This window comes from Sphingomonas sp., from assembly GCF_017745215.1.
Classification (GTDB): Bacteria; Pseudomonadota; Alphaproteobacteria; order Sphingomonadales; family Sphingomonadaceae; genus Sphingomonas.
This window is the reverse complement of the sequence record NZ_JAGHZV010000001.1, coordinates 171,422-191,534: the sequence shown is the minus strand read 5'-3', so window position 1 is coordinate 191,534 and position 20,113 is coordinate 171,422. Positions and strand designations below refer to the sequence as shown.

The following is a 20,113-nucleotide window of genomic DNA, read 5'->3' as shown; positions in this document are numbered from 1 at the left end:
CGCGCGCAGCATGGCGGCAAGCGATGCGCGATTATGAGGCCATACCGTAACGGAAAACGGCGCCGCGCTCGCGACGCCGTTTTCCGTGTATCGCCGCGACTCGCCGGGATCAGCGCAGGACCGCGGCAACCTCTTCGCTCATCCCGGCCGCCGCCAGCTCGCGCTCGGCCTGGGTGAAGCCGTAGGCGGGCACGATCTCGCCGCGCCGGTCCGAAGCCGCCGCCCAGTCGGCGACCAGCTGCTCGCCCGCATCGGCCGCATCGCCGATCTGCACGCCGTCGGTAAGCGTGACGTTGGCGCAGGCGAAGTGCCCCGCCCCCGCGCAGAGCACCGCGCGCGTCGGCGCCTCGTCGCCCACCAGCGCAAGCAGGCCCGGGCTCACCAGCGCCGGATCGAGCAGGCGCAGGCTCTGCTCGGAGAGCACGCCGTGCGTCATCTGGGTGGCGGCGGTCGGCGCGAGGCAATTGACGCGAATGCCGTATTTCTCGCCCTCGATCCCGAGCGTCTGCATCAGCCCGACCAGCGCCATCTTCGCGGCGCCATAATTCGCCTGGCCGAAATTGCCGTAGAGGCCGCTCGACGAGGTCGTCATCACGATGCGGCCGTAGTTCTGCGCGCGCATCGTCTCCCACACCGCCTTGGTGCAGATCGCCGCGCCGATCAGGTGGACGTCGACCACCAGGCGGAAGTCGTCGATCGTCATCTTCGCGAAGCTCTTGTCGCGCAGGATGCCGGCGTTGTTCACGAGGATGTCGATGCGCCCCCATTGGCCGAGCACTTCGCTCACCATCGCGGCGATGCCGGCCTCGTCGGTTACCGAAGCAGCGATCGCCATCGCTTCGCCGCCCGCGGCCGCGATCTCCGCCGCGACGCGCTCGGCCGCCTCGATGCCGAGGTCGTTCACGACCACCTTGGCACCCTGGCGCGCCAGGTACAGCGCATGCGCGCGCCCCAGCCCGCCGCCCGCACCCGTCACAATCGCCACGCGACCCTGAAGCGACATATCTCTCCCCTTCCCGCTACTCTCGAACTGGGAGCGGTACGTAGCGAAGGGGATATTCACTAGCAAGATAGCGAAATTTGGGTGCGAGAGTGCCGGGGAGGGACAGTCCAACTCTACCCTTCAATCGTCATCCCGGCGAAAGCCGGGACCCAGGGCCGCGAGCGACGTCCCCTGTAACCCTGGGTCCCGGCTTTCGCCGGGATGACGGGTAGGGGACGGGCTGGCTACCCCGCCTTCTTCTCGCAGATCGAGCGGAAGCCCGCGGCCATGAAGGTCGCCATATGCTCCTTCACCGCGACGAAATCGTCCGAATGGCAGAGGCCACCCGACAGCTTGTCGATCCGCCCGGTCCGCGCGAGCGTGAGCATCAGCGCGCCGGTGACGAAGTGATAGCCCCAGAAGATGTCCTCGGGCGCCGCCTCGGGCAGCGCCTGCTGCAGGATCGAGATCAGCCGCAGCACCACCGGATCGAAATGCTCGTCCATCAGGTCGGCGCCCCACGCCGGCGTGTTTGCCACCTGCGCGCCGAGCTTGGCGTAATTCTTCCAACCCTCGCCGCCCTGAATATAGAGGTCGAGGTCGGTATCCAGGAACGCGTGCAGCGCCCCCTCGATCGTCGGCTTGCCCCCGCACGCCGTTTCATATTCGTCGAGCGCCTTCATCCGCTTCTCGCTCGTCACCACCGCGCGGCGCGCGAAGACGGCGTCGAACAGCGCCTTCTTGTCGTCGAAATAATAGTTGAGCAGCGTGTGGTGGACGCCGACCTGCTTGGCGACGTCCTTCAGGGTCACGCCGTAGAGGCCATGCTGCGAGAAGAGATCCTCCGCCGCGTCGAGGATCTGCTCCATCGTCTCGGCGCGTTGCTCGGCCTTGCGGGAAAGCGGCTTGGTTTTCACGGCCTGGGTCACCGGACTGTCCTTCCAGCCCGATCCGCGAGCGTCAAGCGCTTCGGACCATTGCGGCCAAAAGATATTCACAAGCAAGTTAACGTCCATTGACTCGCCGCGCGGCTTGGCCCCATGATGCCGGAAACGACACGATAAACGCCGAGAGAGAGGAAACCGTGGGTCCAGAGTCCACCAGGCAGGGCGAGCGCCCTCTTCCCGTGTTTCCATTTCCTTTCGGGTCGCACTGATTCCATGGCCGGCAACCCTGATGCCGTCGCGCCCGAGGCGCAGCCCGCCGCCGCCAGCTCGCGCGCCTGGCTCGTCCTCACCGCGCTGACGTTCGTCTATGTGCTCAACTTCCTCGATCGCCAGCTGCTCGGCATCCTCGCCAAGCCGATCAAGGAATCGCTGCACCTGACCGACACCCAGCTGGGGCTGATCGGCGGCTTCTATTTCGCGCTCTTCTATTGCTTCATCGCGGTGCCGGTGGGCTTTTTCGCCGACCGGACCAACCGAGTGAGCGTGCTCTCGCTCGCCTGCGCGATCTGGAGCGGCGCGACGACCGCGTGCGGGCTCGCCGCCAGCTATCCGCAGCTCGTCGCGGCGCGGATGGTGGTGGGCTTCGGCGAGGCGGGCGGCGTGCCGCCGAGCTATGCGCTGATCACCGACACCTTCCGCCCCGGCCGGCGTGGCCTCGCGTTCGGCATCTACAACCTCGGCCCGCCGGTCGGCGCCGCGCTGGGCGTGGCGTTCGGCGCGTGGATCGCCAAGCATTTCGGCTGGCGTAACGCCTTCATCTCGATCGGCGTCATCGGCATCGTCACTGCCGTGCTGCTGCGCGCATTGATGCGCGAGCCGAAGCGCGGCGCGCTCGACGCGGCCGCTGTCGCCACGGCTGGCGGAGCGAAGCCCAAGGCCGGCTTCTGGTCGACGACGCGCATGTTCTTCACGCACCCCGTGCTGATGCTCGCGGCGCTCGGCAGCGGCGCGACCCAGTTCGTCACCTACGGCCTCGGCAATTTCGCGGTGCTGTACCTGATGGACGAGAAGGCGATGACCTATGACCAGATCGCGGTCTGGTATGCGCTCGTCGTGCTCGTCGGCATGGGTGCCAGCATGCTCGCCTCGGGGCGGATCATCGATCGCTTCACGCGCCGCTCGCGTCTGGCTTACGCGCTGGCGCCTGCGATCAGCCTGGCGATCGCAATGCCCTTCTACGTCGGCTTCGTCTGGTCGCCGGGCTGGCAGCTGGCGCTGACGCTGCTGACGATCGTCAACTTCTTCAATTACTTCTACCTCTCCGCCGCGGTCGCGCTGGTGCAGGAAGAGGTCCGGCCCGAGCAGCGGGTGCTCTCGGGCGCGCTGCTGCTCCTGGTGATGAACTTCATCGGCCTGGGGCTGGGCCCGACCTACGTCGGCGCCGCGAGCGACTGGTTCAAGGCGCACGGCGCCGCCGCGCCGCTCCAGTCGGCCCTCTATACGCTCACGCCCTTCTACCTGATCGCAATCGTCTTCTTTCTCGTGCTCGCCCGGCGTCTCCGGGCCGAAGGAAAGGTCGCCGCATGAAATCGCTTCGTCTCCTCGCCGTCTCCGCGCTTGCGCTGGCAACGCCTGCTGCGGCGCAGTCGGGCCCGATCGCCAATGCCCCCTCGGGCGCAGTCGAGGGCAAGGCCGAGGGCGACCTCAACGTCTATCGCGGCATTCCCTTCGCCATGCCGCCGGTCGGCGCGATGCGCTGGCGCCCGCCCGCGCCGATGGCGCCGTGGAAGGGCGTGCGCCCGGCGACCGACTTCGGCCCGGCGTGCATCCAGCCGAGCGGCAAGGGCCAGAGCGTCTACACCCCCGCCACGACGATGCCGACGAGCGAGGATTGCCTTTCGCTCAACATCTGGGCGCCGAAGAACGCGAAGAATGCGCCGGTGTTCGTGTGGATCCACGGCGGCGCGCTGGTCAGCGGCTCGGGCCGCGAAGCGAGCTACGACGGCCAGCGCATGGCCGAGCGCGGCGTGATCGTCGTCTCGATCAACTATCGCCTCGGCATCCTCGGCTGGCTCGCGCATCCGGGGCTCAGCCTCGAATCGCCGCAGAAGGTTTCGGGCAACTACGGGCTGCTCGACCAGATCGCCGCGCTCAGCTGGATCCGCCACAACATCGCGGCGTTCGGCGGCAATGCGCAGAACGTGACGATCGCGGGTGAGTCCGCCGGCGGGCTCAGTGTCATGTACCTGCTCGAATCGCCGCTCGCCAGGGGGCTGTTCCAGAAGGCGATCGCCCAGAGCGCCTATATGGTCGCGATGCCCGAGCTCAAGAAGAGCGTGCTCGGCGTGCCTTCGGCCGAAGCGGCGGGGCAGATGTTCGCCGGCGCGATGCAGGCCAGCGACGTCGCGGCGCTGCGCGGCCTCGACGCCCAGACGATCACCGACGCCGCGACCAAGGGCTTCTTCCCCTTCGGCAATGTCGACGGGCTGGTGTTGCCGCAGCAGATGACCACTGCCTTCGACGAGAAGAAGATGGCGCAGGTGCCGCTGCTGATCGGCTTCAACCAGGGCGAGATCCGCTCGCTGATGGTGCTCGCGCCCAAGCCGCCCGCCTCGGCCGCGGACTATGAGGCCGGCATCCGCCAGCGCTACGGCGACCTCGCCGACGACTTCCTCAAGCTCTACCCCGCCGCCGATTACAAGGAGAGCATCATCGCCACCACGCGCGACGCGCTCTACGGCTGGACCGCGCAGCGCATGGCGATCAAGCAGACCGAAGTGGGCCAGCCTGCGTATCTCTACATGTGGGACCACGGCTATCCGGCGATGGACGGCGCCGGGCTCCACGCCTTCCACGCGAGCGAGCTTCCCTACGTCTTCGGCACCTTCGGCAGCATCGGGCCCAACTGGCCCAAGATGCCCGACACGCCCGAGGAGCACGGCCTCTCGGACGCGATGCTCGACTATTGGACGAGCTTCGCCGCGACCGGCACGCCGGTGGCGGCCAAGGCGGCGGCTTGGCCGGCCTATGGGACGGCGGGCAACTTCATGCACTTCACCGACGTGCCGCGCGCCGAGACCGGGCTGATGCCGGGGATGTACAAGCTCAACGAAGCGGTGATGTGCCGCCGCCGCGCGAGCGGCAAGGTCGGCTGGAACTGGAACGTCGGCCTGGCGGCACCGGGCAGCATGGCGCCCAAGGCGGCGGGTTGCGACTGAGGGTTTGAGCGCTCCGGGGGGCGCCGGCCTGTCCTGACGGACGGCCGGCATGGGGCGCCTGGAGCCGCGCAGCGCCGGCTTGCCCCGGCGCTGCGCGGTGACTGGGTTTCGGAACCCGATTGGGGCTGACCGCCCTCCTCAACCGTCATCCCGGCGAAAGCCGGGACCCGGGGCCACGAGCGACGCCGCCTGCTGCCCTGAGTCCCGGCTTTCGCCGGGATGACGATTTATAGGAAGTGATCATATCCCGCCCCTTCCGGAGGGGAGACGGATCAGCGCGTAACCCGGTCCGCCAAAATCTTCCCCTGCGCATAATCCGCGCGCAGCCGGTTCTTGTCGATCTTCCCTGACGCCGCGAGCGGCATCGCCGCCACCTCCGCGACCTGGTCGGGGATCCACCAGTCCGCCACCTTGCCGCGCAGCAGCCCCACCAGCGCCTGGGGGTCCTCGTCGTCGCCCTGCGTCTCGACGATCAGCACCGGCCGCTCGCCCCATTTGGCGTCGGGCCGGCCGATCACCGCGACGTGGCGCACCGCCGGATGCATCCCCACGATCGCTTCGATCTCGGTCGGGTTGATCCACTCGCCGCCCGACTTGATCAGGTCCTTCGAGCGCCCGCAGATCGTCAGGTTGCCGCCCTCGTCGATCATCGCCAGGTCGCCGGTGTCGAAATAGCCTTCGGCATCCAGCGCATCGGCCTCGGCGCGGAAATAGCGGTCGACCACGCTGTGGCCCTTGACCTTGAGATGCCCCAGGATCCCGCGCTGCGGCACCAGCGTATTGCCCTCGGCGTCGGTGAGCTTGAGGTCGAGCCCCATCGGCGGCCTCCCCGAAGCGCGTGCCTCGCCGCCCGAGCCGGTCGGCGCGATCGTCCCGATCGGCGAAAGCTCGGTCATCCCCCAGCTCGTCTGGACCTCGGCGCCGAGCCGCGTCTCGAGCCGGCGGAGCAGCGCATCCGGACAGCTGGACCCACCGATCAGCACGCGCTCGAGGTCGGGCAGGTCGGTGCCGGTCGCATCGAGATGGTCGACGAGGCCGAGCCACACGGTCTGCACGCCCACCGCCACGGTCACGCGCTCCTCGCGCATCAGCTTGGCCAGGCTTGCCCCGTCGAGTCCGCGCCCCGGCAGCACCAGCCGCGTCCCCGCCGCCGGCGCCGCGAAGGGCAGTCCCCAGCCATTGGCGTGGAACATCGGCACCGCGAGCAGCATCGTGTCGCGCGCGGTGATCCCCACGGCATCGGTCTGCAGCGCGCGCAACGTGTGGAGGTAGTTGGAACGGTGCGTATAGACCACGCCCTTGGGCGCGCCCGTCGTTCCCGAAGTATAGCAGAGCCCCGCCGGGCTGTTCTCGTGGAAGTCGCCCCAGTTGCACGCCGCGCCATGCGCCTCGAGCAGCGCCTCATAGGTCCACAGCCGCGCCGAACCCACGCCGACCGCATCGGTCTCGGGCAATCCGTCGAGCACCACGACATGCTCGATCGTCGGGCAGTGCGGCAGCAGCTCGGCCGCCAGCGGCAGCAGGTCCACCGCCACCGCGAGCACCCGGTTCGCCGCTTCGTTCACCATCGCCGCGAGATGCGCCGCGGTCAGCCGCGGGTTGAGCGTGTGGCAGACCAGCCCCACGCCCATCGCGGCATAGTAGAGCTCGAAATGATGCTGGGTGTTCCAGGCGAGCGTCCCCACCCGGTCGCCCTGCGCCAGCCCCAGTGCGAGCAGCGCGCCCGACATGCGGTTGCTGCGCTCGCGCAGCCCGGCATAGCCGATCCGCGTCGCGGCCTCTCCCATGTCGCCCCCGACGACTTCGGCGTCACGGAACCATTTGGCGGCATGATCCAGGAATTTGTCGACTGTCAGGCCGTAGGGTTGCATGAGGCTTTCGACGCTTAAGGGACAAAATGGCCGGCCGCCGCCCGACGCATCGGGACGGCGACCGGCCAGACGGACGTCAGAAGATCTTCATGACCTTGATGCCGTACTGACGCGGCGGACCGGCAAAATAGAGCCCGCTGTTCAACGCGCCCGCATAATGCTGGTTGGTCAGGTTGGTGGAATAGGCCGTCAGCGTCCAGCTGTCGTGGCGCCATTCGAGCTGGGCGTTGACGATGTTGCGGTCTCCCAGACGATCGCCGAGCGACGCATTCTCGAACAGGGTCGCCCACTGCGCGCCGACATGGCCATAGTTCGCGCGCGGCGTGATCTTGTCGCCGCTGCCGAGCGTGATCTCGTACTGCGCACCGATGTTGAACGTGAAGTTCGGTGCGTAGGTCTGGTCGCGGCCCTTCAGGTTGATGCAATTGGTCGACGTCACCGGGCCGCCGGTCCGCGGATCGCAGGCCCCGGTCGAAGCGACGCGCGGATCGCTCGCGTAGAACTGCCCGAGGCTGCTGTGCAGGACGTTGATACCCGCATCGAGCGAGAAGCCGCCGAAGTGGAACTCGGCCTCGGCCTCGAACCCGTAGATCTTGGTGGTATCGGGCACGTTGAGCTCGATCCCGAAGGTGGGATAGGTCGGGTAGCCGATGATCACCTGGAAGTTGCGGTAATTATTGTAGAAGCCGTCGATCGTGGTGCGGACGTGGCCGCCCGCGAAATTGGCCTTCCAGCCGCCTTCGAACGACGTGACCTTTTCCGGCTCGAACGGCGCAGGCAGGCCAAGGCCGACCGGCACGTTCAGGCCGCCCGGGCGGAAGCCGGTCGCGACGAAGCCGTAGAGATAGTGATCCTGGCTGACCTTCCAGCCGAGCGACGCCTTGTAGGAGAAGTTGTCGGACTTCACCGTCTGGTCGTCGCGGATATAGACCGGGTCGTAACCGGAGATGTAATAATAGGGCGGAACCGCCAGCGGCGCGTAGATCGGGTTGGCGTATTGCTGGACGTCGACATGGTTGGTCGATCGGCTGGCCGTATAGCGCCCGCCCAGCTCGAGCTTCAGGCTCGGCGTGATGTTGAAGCCCACTTGCCCGAACACCGCCAGCGACCGCTCGGGATTCTCGCCCTTGAGCCGGTAATGGCACTGCGGCGCGACCGCCGCGCTATAGGGATAACAGGTGTTGATGTCGAAATTGTCGAAGGGCGCCGGGAAGGTATAGGTGTTCCACAGCCCCGACGCGCCGAGCAGCCAGGTAAAGCGCTGGTGGTCGGGCGAGATGATGTTGAATTCCTGGCTGACCTGCCGCTCGCGCACGTTATCGTAGAAATAGGTGTTCGCGATCGTGCCGGTGATCGGGCTCGCATAATCGGACGAGGTGCCGTCGAGATCGGTGCCGTAGCGCGTGCTCGCATCCTGGAACGACGTGATCGAGCGGAACTTGATGCCGCTGTCGGTGTCATATTCCATGCGCAGGATCGAGCGGACGAACTTGTCGCGCGACGAGTTCGGCGCGTTGGCGGTGAGATCGAAGATGTCGGCGTAGCGCGGATTGGCCGTGCCGTTCGGCAGCTTCTTCATCACTTGCCAATAGGGCGTGGCCGGATAGCCGCCGAAGTCCATGTAGCCGACGTCGGTCTTCGACAGGATCGAGAAATTGTCGCTCGGCTTCCACAGCAGGCTGAGCCGCCCCGCGGCCATGCGCAGGTCGCCGTTGCCGCTGGTATATTTGGCGCCGCCGGGGCCGGTGATGTTGAAGAACCCGTCGCGCCGCTCGCCATAGAGCGAGACGCGCGCTGCAAACGTGTCACCCAGCGGCAGGTTGATCGCGCCCTGCGCACCCGCGTCGTTGTAGTTGCCGTAATTGGCCTGGAAATAGCCGTGCACGCCGCCGCCGATGATCGGGTCGTTGGTGTTGACGAACACCGCGCCGCCCGTCGCGTTCTGGCCGACGATCGTGCCCTGCGGGCCGCGCAGCACCTGGATATTGGCGATGTCGTAATAGGGCTCGCCCTGGACATAGCCGGGGAAGGTGGGGACGCCGTCGCGATAGACGATCACGCCGGTGGTCGTCTGGGTGTTGTGCTCGGCCTTGCCGATGCCGCGGACGTTGAAGTCGTTGCCCTGGCCGAAATTGTTGACGACGACGCTGGGCATCGCGAACTGGAGCGCGTCGACATTGACGACACCCTTGTTCTCGAGCTGCTCGCCCGAGAGCACCGAACCCGAGATGGCGGTGGTCATCAGATTCTCGCTGCGGCGCTGCGCCGTGACGATGATCTCGCCTTCGGAATCGGTCGAGTCGGTCGACGAGGCGGCGGCAGTGTCCTGGCCCCCATTGCCCTGAGCGTCCTGTGCCGCCGGCGGCGTCTCCGCAGCGGCCGCGCTGCCGCAACACGCGAATGCGAGCGCCGACGCGCTCAGCCACAACGCACTAGCCTTCATATATCCTCCCCACGGGCTCCTAGATCGCGCTCTTCGGGCGCTGACAGCCACTGAATTGCAGCAAAGCCGCTTGGGTTGCAATACTAATTCTCATAAGAGTGAATGTCGGATCGGGACGGTTGGCCGCGCGGCGGAACGGCCCGTGAACCGGCAGCCGCGCGGACTTGCCGGACCACGGTCGTGCGTGCTCCGGCCTATCGCCCGAGCAGGTCGCGGACCTTGCCCGCCAGCGTGGCGAAGGTGAACGGCTTTGCCAGCAGGTCCACGCCGGGCTCCAGCCGGCCGTCGCGCATGATCGCGTCGCGCGTATAGCCCGACGTGTAGAGCACGCGCAGTCCGGGCTGGATCTCGCGCGCGGCGTCCGCCAGTTCGCTGCCGGGCATCTCGGGCATCACCACATCGGTAAGCAGCAATTGCACCGGCTGCTCCTGGCGCTCGAGCAGCCGCAGCGCGGAGGCGCCATCGTGCGCCTCGATCACGCGATAGCCGAGTTCGCGCAGCGCCCCCACGGTATAGGCGCGGACATCGTCGTCGTCCTCGACCACCAGCACCGATTCCGAGCCGCTTCCGCGCTCGACGGACTCGCCGCCCTCCTCGTCGGCCACCTCGGCGACGTGGAGCAGGCGTGGCAGGTAGAGCGTGACGATCGTCCCCTCGCCGGGTCGCGAGTCGATCCCGACGTGGCCGCCCGATTGCTTGACGAAGCCATAGACCATCGACAGGCCGAGCCCGGTGCCTTTGCCGACCTCCTTGGTGGTGAAGAAGGGGTCGAACACCTTGGCGACGATCTCGGCGGGCATGCCCCAGCCGGTGTCGGCGACGGCGATCGCGACATGGTCGCCGGGAACGAACTCGCCGTCGCTGCCCTGGGGCGGCGCGACGAGGCGCTCGTTGCGCGCCGAGATGGTGAGCGAGCCGCCACCGGGCATCGCGTCGCGCGCATTGACCGCAAGATTGAGGATCGCATTCTCGAGCTGGTGCGGATCGGCCTCGATCGGCCAGGTCTCGTCGGCCGCATCGATATGGATGGCCACCGCCTCGGTGATCGAGCGCGTCAGCAGGTCGGACATGCCGGCGAGCAGTCGCGGGACGTCGATCGGCTTGGGATCGAGCGGCTGCTGTCGCGAGAAGGCGAGCAGCCGCTGGGTGAGCGAGGCTGCGCGCTCGGCGCCCTTGAGCGCATTGTCGAGCGATCGGCGGGCGCGGGGGTCCGCGCTCGCGTCGAGGCGGCGAAGCACCGTGTCGACATTGCCGATGATGACCGTCAGCAGGTTGTTGAAATCGTGCGCGATGCCCCCGGTGAGCTGGCCGACCGCTTCCATCTTCTGCGCCTGGCGCAGTGCTTCCTCGGCTTCGTGCCGCTCGGCGATCGCGCTCTCCACGCGCGATTCGAGCGTCTCGTTCAGGGTCCTGAGCTCGGCTTCCTGCGCCTTTGCGCCGGTGATGTCGTAGATTACGCCGATCATCCGATAGCCGCTGCCGCCTTCGCGGACGATCTCGCCGCGGCGCGCGATCCAGCGCTCCGCGCCATCGCTGGCGCGGACGATGCAGAATTCGCCGTCGAGCGTGTCGGGTGCGTTCCCCCGCTGCTCGGCATCGGGCAGCAGCGTGCCGTGATTCGCGCGGACGACGCCGTTGATCGTCCGGACCGGAAGCACGCTCGTGGGGTGGAGCCCGAGCAGGCGGCAGAATTCCTCCGAGACGGTCGCCGTGGCGAAACCGTCGCTGTACTCGAAGGTGCCCACCCCGCCGGCGGACTGGGCGATGCGCAGCCGCTCCTCGGTGCGCTTGCGCTCGGTGACGTCGATCAGGATGCCGGTGAAGCGGATCGGCCGCTCGTCGGCGTCGCGCTGGCTCTCGCCGCGGCCATGCATCCAATGGACCACGCCGTCGGGCGTGAGGATGCGGAACTCCTTGGAAAAGAGCTCGGCGCCGTTGCGGATGCCGGCGACCGCGATGCGGATCCGCGCCTTGTCGTCGGGGTGGATCGCCGCGAAGAAGGTCGAGCCGCGGAGGTCGTCCTGCGCCGCGGGATCGATGCCGTAGAGGTCGGCGAAGCGCTGGTCGACGTGGAGCCGCTCGGTCTCGAGGTCCCAGTCCCAGGTGCCGCTCGCCCCCGCCGCCGCGAGGATCGCGCCGAGCCGCTGGTCCGCAAGGTCACCGCGTCGCGCGGGCGCGTCAGTCGCCATCGCCGATGACGCGCGCGATGAATTCGTCGAGCAGTTCCTTCAGCGCCGCAAGCGACGGCAGGTCCATCACCATCGCGATATAGCCGCGGATGTCGCGGCGGCGGACGGCGAAGTCGATGTAGAGGAACAGCACGAGCCCCTCGACTTCGGTCGCTTCGTCGACTTCGAAGAGCATCGCGCCGTCGCCGCGCAGCACTTCGGGGATGGTCATCGTCAGCGAGCGCTTGAGCATGTTCGCCATGGTGGCGAGGCACGAGTTGAGGATGATGTTGCCGGTCTCGGCGAGCGCCTCATGCTCCATCTCGACGAGCTCCTGCGCGGTCAGCTCGTCGCCGGTGACGGCACGGACCAGCTCCAGGCTGTTCGCCTCGGGGAAGATCAGCAGTGCGCGGCCCGAGAAGGGGCCGGTGAAATCCTGGCGCACCGCGACCAGCTCCGCGGCCTCGCGCTCGCTGATCAGCCGCGCGGCGCGGCGCTGGCTCACCACCTCGATGGAAGGCACCGAGAGCAGCACCTGGTCGTCGATCATCTTGCGCAGGCTCGACGCCGCGCGGCTGACCCCGATGTTGACGATCTCGGTCAGCGCGTCGCGCTCGAGCTCGGCGAGCGTGACCGACTCGGGCGTCACGGGCGCGACCGCAACCGCAGCGCAGCCCCCGAGACGAAGCCCTGCAGCCCCTCGCTCGTCACCGGCTTGGCGACGAAGGTCGCACCGACCGCGCGGGCACGCGCGATGACTTCGTCCTGGATGTTGGCGGTGATGATGGCCATCGGCAGCTCGGGATGGCTCTCGTGCAGCTCGGCGGCAAGCTCGAGACCGTCCTTCTCGGTCATGTTGAAGTCGATCAGCGCAACGTCGACCGGCCGCGCGGCGACGATCTCGAGCGCCTCGGCCGCGCTCGACGCCTCGACCTTCACCCAATCGGGCTGGAGCTCGGCGAGCGCCTTGCCGGCGACGATCCGCGCAAGCTTGCTGTCGTCGACGATCAATACGGTAACGGGCATGGGCAACTCCAATCCGCGTCCCGCATAGCGCGGCGCGGCGTTTCGTCCATAACGCGGATCATCCTCAAGGATGTGGAATTCCTCATCGGCCCAGCCCCGAAGGGGCTAGAACGTGACGATGGAGAAACGTATCCGCAGGGTGCGATAAAATAATGGGTTTCCGCGCGATCAACAGTTGCGCGACGGCGAGATGGAGGCGGGTGGCGGCGGCGAGCTCGACCCGGGTCGCGCCTTCCTGCAGCGCGACGAGCAGCGGCTCGGCATCCTCGACCAGGCACGCGCCTTCGAGATGGATCACATCGCCTTCGACGCGCACGCTCATGCGACCAGCTCCGGCAGGTTGAGGACGAGCAGCACGCCGCCGTCGCCGAGCAGGGCGGTGCCGGCGACCCCGGGAACGCTGGCGAGCAACCCGCGCCGCTCGCGGACCAGCGCGTCGAGCCGATCGCCGAAGGCATCGACGCGGACTGCGACGGGGGCGTTGTCCGCCTCGGTGACGATCAGCCGCGCGACCGGGGCGGCTTCGGACGACGCGCCGAGCAGCGATGCGAGGTCGAGCACGGGCAGCGTGCGGTCGCGGAGCACGCAGGCCTCGCCCAGCCCCAGCGGCACGATCCGGTCGGCGGGAATGCCGGCGGTCTCGACGATCTGGTCGAGCGGAACGCCGTAGCGGTCCTCGCCGACGCGGACGACGAGCAGCCGCGTGGTGATCGCGCTGAGCGGCAGGCGCAGGCGGAACTCGGTCCCCTTGCCCGGCCGGCTCTCGACGTCGATCCGCCCGCGCAGCCGCTCGACCGCGGCCTTGACCGCATCCATCCCGACGCCGCGGCCCGAGAGGCCGGTGACTTCGCGAGCGGTCGAGAAACCCGCAGCGAAGATCAGCCGGATCGCCTGGACGTCGGTCAGCTCGTCCGCCGCCTCGCGCGCGAGCACGCCGCGCGCGACGGCAACGTCGCGGATCCGCCGGGGATCGATGCCGGCGCCGTCGTCGGCGAGCAGCACGACGACATCCTCGCCTTCGCGCGAGATGGCGAGCTCGAGCTTGCCCTCGGCCGGCTTGCCGATAGCCGCGCGCGCCTCGGGCGCCTCGATGCCATGGTCGAGCGCATTGCGGACGAGGTGGAGCAGCGGCTCGAACAGCCCGTCGGCGATGTCCTTGTCGACTTCGATGGTCTGGCCCGCGAGCGTGAAGCCGACACGCTTGCCGAGCCCCTCGGCGATCTCGCGGACCATTCGCGGAAGCCGCCGCAGGCTCGGCGCGAGCGGCACCATGCGGATCGACGAGGCGGTGCGATGGAGGTCGGCCGCGACGCGCTCGATCTCGGCCTGCGAAGCGCGGATCGCGGCGCCGAGGGCCGGATCGACGGCATCGGCGCGCGCCGCGGTGTGCGACAGCGCATTGGTCGCGACGAACAGTGCGCCGACGCCGCTGGCGATCGCATCGACACGGGTCGCATCGACGCGGAGCATCCGGTCGGCGGTGGTCGCGATGGTGCCCGGCTGGGCGCGGTCCTCGTCCTCGAGCGGCATGATCGTGGCGAGCTCGACCTGGTCGGGGACGAGCCTGAACGCGGTGCGGACCGCGCCGACGGACGCACCGCTCAGGCCCTCGAGCGTGACGACGCAGCGGAAAGGGTCCCAATCGTCGAGCGCGGGCCAATCGCCGGCCGGGAGGATCTGGAGACGCAGCAGCTCGGGCACTGCGGCGACGGTCGCGAGCGGGTCGTCGCCGCGGAAGAAACATTCGGGGTCGGGGGCGTAGCGGAAGGCAGTCAGCGGTCCTTCGGCGGCGGCAAGCGCCTCGGCTTCGCGGGCGCGCAGCGCATCGAGCCAGGGGCCGGCGTCATTCCCTGGCGCCGGGGCCGCCGCAACGCCTGCGCCCAGGCGGTGGAGCAGCATCTCGGCGCGCGCGGGCGCGTCGGTGCCGAGCGCGCCACCCGCCTCCATCTCGTCGATCCAGCGCTGCGCCTGGTCGATGCAGGCGATCAGCGTCTCGACCAGCACGCGGTCGAGCGCATCGCTGCCCTTGCGCGCTGCGGCGAGCCGGTCCTCGGCCGCGTGGAGCGTGCGCTCGGCCGGTGCCATGTCGAAGATCGCGACCGAGCCCTTGAGCGTGTGGAAGGCGCGGAACGCCCGGTCGAGCGCGGCCTGGTCGCCGGAATCCCCGGCGAGATCGGCGAGCGCGGCTTCGGCCTCCGCGGCGAGGTCGCGGCCCTCGATCAGGAATTGCTCGAGCAGCTCGTCCATCACGGCCGACGATAGACGATCGCGTCTTCGAGTCGAACGAGCTCGAACCGATCGCTGATCCGCGTCATCGACTCGCTGTGGCCGAGGCAGAGGAAACCGCCGGGCGCGAGGCAATCGAACAGGTTCGCCGCCGCGATCAGCCGCGACGCTTCGTCGAAATAGATGAGGAGGTTGCGGCAGAGGATCACGTCGAACCGGCCCTGGCTCGCCGCCGAGGCCGCATCGACGAGGTTGGCGGGAGCGAAGCGCACCGACTCGCGCAGGTCGTCGATGATCTTGCGGCGATGGTTGCGCTCGGGCTCGAAATAGCGCTCGATCAGCTCGGCCGGCAGCCGCGCGAGCGAACGCGCGGCGTAGCGGCCGTCCCTCGCCGCCTCGATCGCCGCGGTGTCGATGTCCGAGCCGACGATCTCGATGTTGTAGGCGTCCACCAGCGGCCAATGCTCGAGCAGCCAGATCGCGATCGAATAGGCCTCTTCCCCGGTCGAGCAGGGCATCGACCAGATGCGCACCAGGTCGCCCGGACGGCGGTGGCGCACGATCTGCGGCAGGATCTCGCGGACGAGCGCAGCGAGCTGATGGTCCTCGCGGAAGAAATAGGTCTCGTTGATCGTGAAGGCGTTGATCAGCGCCTCGCACTCGCCCGGATCGCTCGCGAGCGACGCAAGCCAGGTGCCGAGGCTGGCCGCCCCGCTCCGGCGCACCCGATCGGAAACGCGCCGCTCGATGTAATAGCGCTTGTTCTCGCCGAAGGTCATGCCGGTCCAGCGGTACATGAGCTCGGTGACGCGGCGGAAGGCGTCGTCGGGCAAGTGGAGGTCGGGCGGCTTCGCCCCCGGCGTCGTCACGCGAGGCGGGCCAGCAGCGCCCCGGCGATGCTGTCGAGCGGCACGACTTCGCTCGCTCCGCCCGCCGCGACCAGCGCGCCGGGCATGCCCCAGACGACCGCGCTCTCCTCGGATTGGGCGATCGCATGCCCGCCCCGCGCCTTCAACTCCGTCATCGTCGCTGCTCCGTCGGCGCCCATGCCGGTCATTAACACACCAATCAGCACTTCGGGCGCGACATGCTGCATCGCGCTTGCGACGAGCCGATCGACGCTCGGGTGCCAGAGCGCCTCGCCCGCCGGGGCCGGCACCGCGGCCAGCGCACCGGCGCGCCGGGAGATCAGCAGGTCGGCGTCGCCGCGGGCGATATAGACATGGCCGGGCCGCAGCGGCGCAGGCTTCGCGACTTCCTCCACCGTCAGCGCGCAGAGCCGGTCGAGCCGGCGCGCGAGCGGGCCGGTGAAGCTCGCGGGCATGTGCTGGGCGATGACGATCGGCCAGGGGAAGTCGGCGGGCAGCGGGGCGAGCAGCGCGTCGAGCGCAGGCGGGCCGCCGGTGGAGACGCCGACCAGCACGAGACCGGGGTCGCGGGGCTTGATCGGCGTGCGCGGTTCCGCCGCCGGGCGGGCTTTCGCGGTGGCGAGCCGGACGCGCTCGGTGAGCCTTGCCGTTCGGGAGACGCGCGCGCGGGCCGCGGCGCGGACCTTGTCGGCCAGTTCGGGCGCCATCGCCTCGATCTCGAGCGAGATCGCGCCGCGGGGCTTCGCGACGAAGTCGACCGCGCCGAGCGCCATCGCCTCCAGCGTCTCGTCCGCTCCTTCCTCGGTAAGCGACGAGAGCATCACCACGGGGCACGGCCGCTCGAGCATGATCCGGTCGAGGCAGGCCAGCCCGTCCATACCGGGCATGTTGATGTCGAGCGTGATCACGTCCGGCGCGAAGGCCCGCGCCTTGTCGATCGCTTCCTCGCCGGTGCGCGCGACCTCGACGTCGAAATCGCCGGCGGCTTCGAAGATGCCCGTGAGCAGCCGCCGCATCAGCGGCGAATCGTCGACGATCAATAGCCTGGTCACGACGCCTCTGACGTGCCCCTGGCGAGCGCCGCGACGAGGTCGCGCTCGGCGCGGTCGAGCAGCTCCTGCGGCGAGACGATCAGCACGACGCGGCTCGTGTCCTCGAGATTGGCGACGCGATCGAACACGCGCGTCCCCTCGCCGCCGAGTTCGGGCGCCGGGCGCAACGCGGTGGCGGGAACGCTCAGCACGTCGCTCACGCCGTCGACCAGGAAGCCGACGCGCATCTCGCCGATCGCGACGACCACCACGCGGCGGCGCGCGCCGCTCGTCGCCGTGCCGGCGAAGCGGCGGGCCTGGTCGATGACGGGGACGACATTGCCGCGCAAATTGATCACGCCCTCGACGAAGGCGGGCGCCTTGGGCAGGCGCGTGAGCTTGTCGGGCAAGCGCGCAACTTCCTCGACCGCCGCGAGCGGCAGGCCGAAGTCCTCTTCCCCGATCCGGAAGAGCAGGAACTGCTCGCTCGCTTCGCTCACCATTGCCTCCTCCGCCGCTTGCTCGCCACCCTGGCCCTGGAGCAGGCGCGCGGTCAGCTCCTCGCGGAGCAGATGATCGGTGGCGAGCACCGAGACCAGCCGCTGCCCGCCGTCGAGCCGGCAGATCGCCTGGATGCGCGCCTCGGCGGATCCGCGCGCGAACACCGAAGGGACCGGATCGATCTGCTCGGGCGCGACGCGCAGGATGCCGTGCATGGCGCCCACCATCAGTCCAACGCGGTGCCTGCCGATCCGCACCACGACGACGCGCCGGCGGCGGGACGCGCCCTCGCTTCCGAGCCCGAGCAATGCGCCGAGCGACAGCAGCGGCAACAGCTCGCCGCGCAACGTCGCGGTGCCGACGACCACGGCGTCGGCATCGGGCAGCGCGGCGATCTCCTGGGGCACGCGGACCACTTCGTCGACGTCGGCGAGCGGCAAGGCGAACGCCTGGCCGCCAACGCCGAAGGCGACGAGCGGGACCTGCATGGCGCCCGTCTCGCCCGAAGAGGCGCTGCGGACGCGGGCGTAGCCGCTGCGGCGCGCTTCGGTGCTGCCGAACGCGGTGCCGAGCAGTTGCTCGATCTCGAGCGAGCGCACGGACCGGCCACTCGCTTCGCCCACGGCCTCGACGGCGTCGACCGCGAGGCCGACCGGATCCTCGCCGTCGATCACCACCACGCGGGTAGGCAGGACCCGCTCCTCGCCCAGCAGCTCGGCCAGCGACACCACCGGCACCACGGCGCCGCGCAGGTTCGCCAGGCCCATCAGGCTGGGCGGCGCGTGCGGCACGCGCGTCATCCGGGGCAGCCGCGCGACTTCGCGCACGCGCGCGGCGGGGAGCGCCATCCGTCGCCCGCCGACGCGGAACGTCAGCTGCTGGAGGTCGCCGGCGCGCTTCGCCATGTCCGTCAGCCCCGATCGGCAGTGAGCGCGCCGGCGAGCGAAGCGACTTCCTCGATCGCCGCGGCGAGGCTCTCGGCACCCTGTGCCTGCTCGTGCGCCGCCGCGCCCGCCTCGCGCGCAGCGCTCGACGCCTGCTCGGCCGCGCTGGCGATCTGCTCGGTCCCGCGCCTCACTTCCTCCACCGCGCGCAGGATCGCCTGGGCACCGTCGCGCGTCGCGATGCTTGCCGCCCCCATCGCCTCGAGCTCGCCGGCGATCGCCTGGAAGCGCTCGACCATCGCGAGGTTGCGGCCGATCTCGGATTCGGCCGCGCCGACGATCTGGTCGAGATCGCGTCGGATCGTCGCGATCTGGTCCTGGATCGCGCGGACCACGTCCTTGGCACGCTCGGCGTTGTCGGCCGCCTCGCGCGCAAGCTTGCGGATGTCGCCGGCGACAGTCGCAAAGCCACGCCCCGCCTCGCCCGCGCGCGTCGCCTCGACCGAGCCGCTGACCGCGAGCATGCTGGTCTGGACCGCGATCAGCGCGAGCCCGTCGGCGATCTTCTCGACGCGCCGTGCGGTCTCGCCCAACGTCGCGAGCAGGCCGAGCACGCCGCGCGTCTCGTCGAGCGCGCTGTCGACGCCCCGGGTCAGCTTGCCGACGATCGCGCGGCCCTGGGCGACCGACGCCGCCACCGCCGTGACGCGATTGGCCGCCGCGTCGCCGGTCTCGAACGCGCTCGAAGCGGCCTTTTCGATCTGTGCCATTGCGGCGTTGGCCTGGTGCGTCGCCGCCGCCTGGACCTGGGCGCCGCGCCCGATCTGCTCGACGGCGACGAGGATCTGGCCCGATGCGCCCGACAGCTCCTGCACCGTCGCCGACAATTGCTCGGCAGCGGTCGCAAGCTGCTCTGCGGCGCCGGCAGAGTCGCTACCCCGCTGGAGACCGCCCGAAAGCACCGCGAGCGCCTCGGCGGCCTGCTGGCTCTGCTCGAGCGACACGCTCTGCTGCGCGATCGCCTGCTGCGCCTCGGCGGCAGCGGCGGACTGTTCCTCGGCGGCACTGGCGACCTGTTCGGCACCGCGCTCGGCGTCGCGCGCGGCGGTCACCGCTTCGGTCGCGGCGAGCAGGATCGCCTGCGCGCCGGTCGCGATTGCCGCAAGCTCGGCGCGCGCCGAACGCAGCCGTTCGACGACTTCACTGCCCGAACGCGCTTCGCCCGTCGCCGTCTCGGCAGCGATGCGCACGCGCTCGGCGACGGCCCTGACTTCGCCGGCGATGCCGCCCGCGAGCCGTTCCATCTCGCTCGCGCTCGTCTCGGAGGATTCGGCGAGCGCGCGGACTTCGTCGGCGACCACGGCGAAGCCCTTGCCGTCCTCGCCCGCGCGCGCCGCCTCGATCGTGGCGTTCAGCGCGAGCAGGCTGGTCTGGTCCGAGAGATCCGCGACGGTGCGGCCGATCTCGCCGATCCCTGCCGCAGCGAGTTCGAGTGCGCCGATGATCTCGACCGAGCCGAGCTGGCGCCGGGCGTTGAGTTCGATCGCCGCGACCGAGCTTTCGATCTGCGCGCTGGCATCGCCGAACGCGACTTCCATCGTCTCGACCTGGCGGAGCGACGCCTCGGCCCGCGTGCGCGCATCGCCGAACCCGGTCGTGAGCGCGCCGATCAGCCCGAGCGATTCCTGCGCGGCGCCGGCGGCTTCCTCGGCGCCGCTCGAGATCTGGTCCATCGCGCGCTGGAGCTCGAAGGAGGCGGCGGAGGCCTGGGCAAGGCCGCTGCCGAGCTCCTGCGTCGCCTGGTCGATCCGCTCGACCGCGGATGCGGCTCGCGTACCGGCCTTGGCCGTCGTTCGGCGAACGGGAGGAGGCGATGGCGCCGCCTTGTCTTCGGCCGGTGCCGGCGCGCGAGTCTTGCGCGCACCGAGGGAGGATTTCTTGACCAACGCCATCGCATCCTCGCTCGCAAAGCCCGGAAGAGTCAGCGGCATAGGCGAAGGCCGCACG

15 protein-coding genes are annotated in these 20,113 nt (G+C 69.4%); 2 read left to right on the top strand and 13 right to left on the bottom strand.

The genetic code is table 11. The features are described 5' to 3' along the window. Positions 1–109: 109 nt before the first annotated feature. Together J7495_RS00960 and J7495_RS00955 are read right to left on the bottom strand one after the other, a co-directional pair. Positions 110–1,003, bottom strand: a complete 894-nt coding sequence (locus J7495_RS00960; protein WP_294054192.1) for an SDR family NAD(P)-dependent oxidoreductase — start codon at positions 1,001–1,003, stop codon at positions 110–112. 224 nt (positions 1,004–1,227) lie between these two features. Then, positions 1,228–1,911, bottom strand: a complete 684-nt coding sequence (locus J7495_RS00955; protein WP_294054191.1) for a TetR/AcrR family transcriptional regulator — start codon at positions 1,909–1,911, stop codon at positions 1,228–1,230. 231 nt (positions 1,912–2,142) lie between these two features. On the opposite strand from J7495_RS00955, the gene J7495_RS00950 reads away from it, so the two are divergent. Beyond that, complete coding sequence (locus J7495_RS00950) at positions 2,143–3,456, top strand: MFS transporter (RefSeq protein ID WP_294054190.1); 1,314 nt, start codon at positions 2,143–2,145, stop codon at positions 3,454–3,456. Further along, positions 3,453–5,087: a carboxylesterase family protein gene (locus J7495_RS00945; protein ID WP_294054189.1), complete on the top strand. Its 1,635-nt coding sequence runs from the start codon at positions 3,453–3,455 to the stop codon at positions 5,085–5,087. The genes J7495_RS00950 and J7495_RS00945 overlap by 4 nt, the downstream gene beginning before the upstream one ends. 272 nt (positions 5,088–5,359) lie before the next feature. On the opposite strand, the gene J7495_RS00940 is transcribed toward J7495_RS00945, so the two are convergent. The 11 genes from J7495_RS00940 to J7495_RS00890 form a co-directional block, all read right to left on the bottom strand. Continuing rightward, positions 5,360–6,958: an AMP-binding protein gene (locus tag J7495_RS00940; protein WP_294054188.1), complete on the bottom strand. Its 1,599-nt coding sequence runs from the start codon at positions 6,956–6,958 to the stop codon at positions 5,360–5,362. Between the two features lie 76 nt (positions 6,959–7,034). Continuing rightward, entirely contained in the window at positions 7,035–9,401 is a 2,367-nt protein-coding gene (locus J7495_RS00935; protein WP_294054187.1) for a TonB-dependent receptor, read from the bottom strand. A 194-nt stretch (positions 9,402–9,595) separates the two neighbouring features. After that, a complete protein-coding gene (locus J7495_RS00930) occupies positions 9,596–11,590 on the bottom strand; it encodes a hybrid sensor histidine kinase/response regulator (protein WP_294054186.1) in 1,995 nt (664 codons plus the stop codon). Beyond that, positions 11,580–12,218 carry a chemotaxis protein CheX gene (locus J7495_RS00925; RefSeq protein ID WP_294054185.1) on the bottom strand — a complete coding sequence of 213 codons (639 nt, stop codon included), beginning with the start codon at positions 12,216–12,218 and terminating at the stop codon, positions 11,580–11,582. The genes J7495_RS00930 and J7495_RS00925 overlap by 11 nt, the downstream gene beginning before the upstream one ends. Next, on the bottom strand, positions 12,215–12,595 hold the full coding sequence (locus J7495_RS00920; protein WP_294054184.1) for a response regulator: 381 nt from the start codon (positions 12,593–12,595) through the stop codon (positions 12,215–12,217). The genes J7495_RS00925 and J7495_RS00920 overlap by 4 nt, the downstream gene beginning before the upstream one ends. 82 nt (positions 12,596–12,677) lie before the next feature. Next, positions 12,678–12,917 (bottom strand): hypothetical protein, encoded by a 240-nt coding sequence (locus J7495_RS00915; protein ID WP_294054183.1) that lies wholly within the window; start codon positions 12,915–12,917, stop codon positions 12,678–12,680. Further along, positions 12,914–14,842 carry a chemotaxis protein CheA gene (locus J7495_RS00910; protein WP_294054182.1) on the bottom strand — a complete coding sequence of 643 codons (1,929 nt, stop codon included), beginning with the start codon at positions 14,840–14,842 and terminating at the stop codon, positions 12,914–12,916. Before J7495_RS00910 ends, J7495_RS00915 begins: the two co-directional genes overlap by 4 nt. Continuing rightward, positions 14,842–15,690: a protein-glutamate O-methyltransferase CheR gene (locus tag J7495_RS00905; protein WP_294054181.1), complete on the bottom strand. Its 849-nt coding sequence runs from the start codon at positions 15,688–15,690 to the stop codon at positions 14,842–14,844. The genes J7495_RS00910 and J7495_RS00905 overlap by 1 nt, the downstream gene beginning before the upstream one ends. Continuing rightward, positions 15,687–16,742, bottom strand: a complete 1,056-nt coding sequence (cheB, locus tag J7495_RS00900) for a chemotaxis-specific protein-glutamate methyltransferase CheB (protein WP_294054180.1) — start codon at positions 16,740–16,742, stop codon at positions 15,687–15,689. The genes J7495_RS00905 and cheB overlap by 4 nt, the downstream gene beginning before the upstream one ends. Further along, positions 16,739–18,127 carry a chemotaxis protein CheW gene (locus J7495_RS00895; protein ID WP_294054179.1) on the bottom strand — a complete coding sequence of 463 codons (1,389 nt, stop codon included), beginning with the start codon at positions 18,125–18,127 and terminating at the stop codon, positions 16,739–16,741. The genes cheB and J7495_RS00895 overlap by 4 nt, the downstream gene beginning before the upstream one ends. Positions 18,128–18,132: 5 nt before the next feature. Continuing rightward, positions 18,133–20,097, bottom strand: a complete 1,965-nt coding sequence (locus J7495_RS00890; RefSeq protein WP_294054178.1) for a methyl-accepting chemotaxis protein — start codon at positions 20,095–20,097, stop codon at positions 18,133–18,135. Positions 20,098–20,113: the final 16 nt, after the last annotated feature.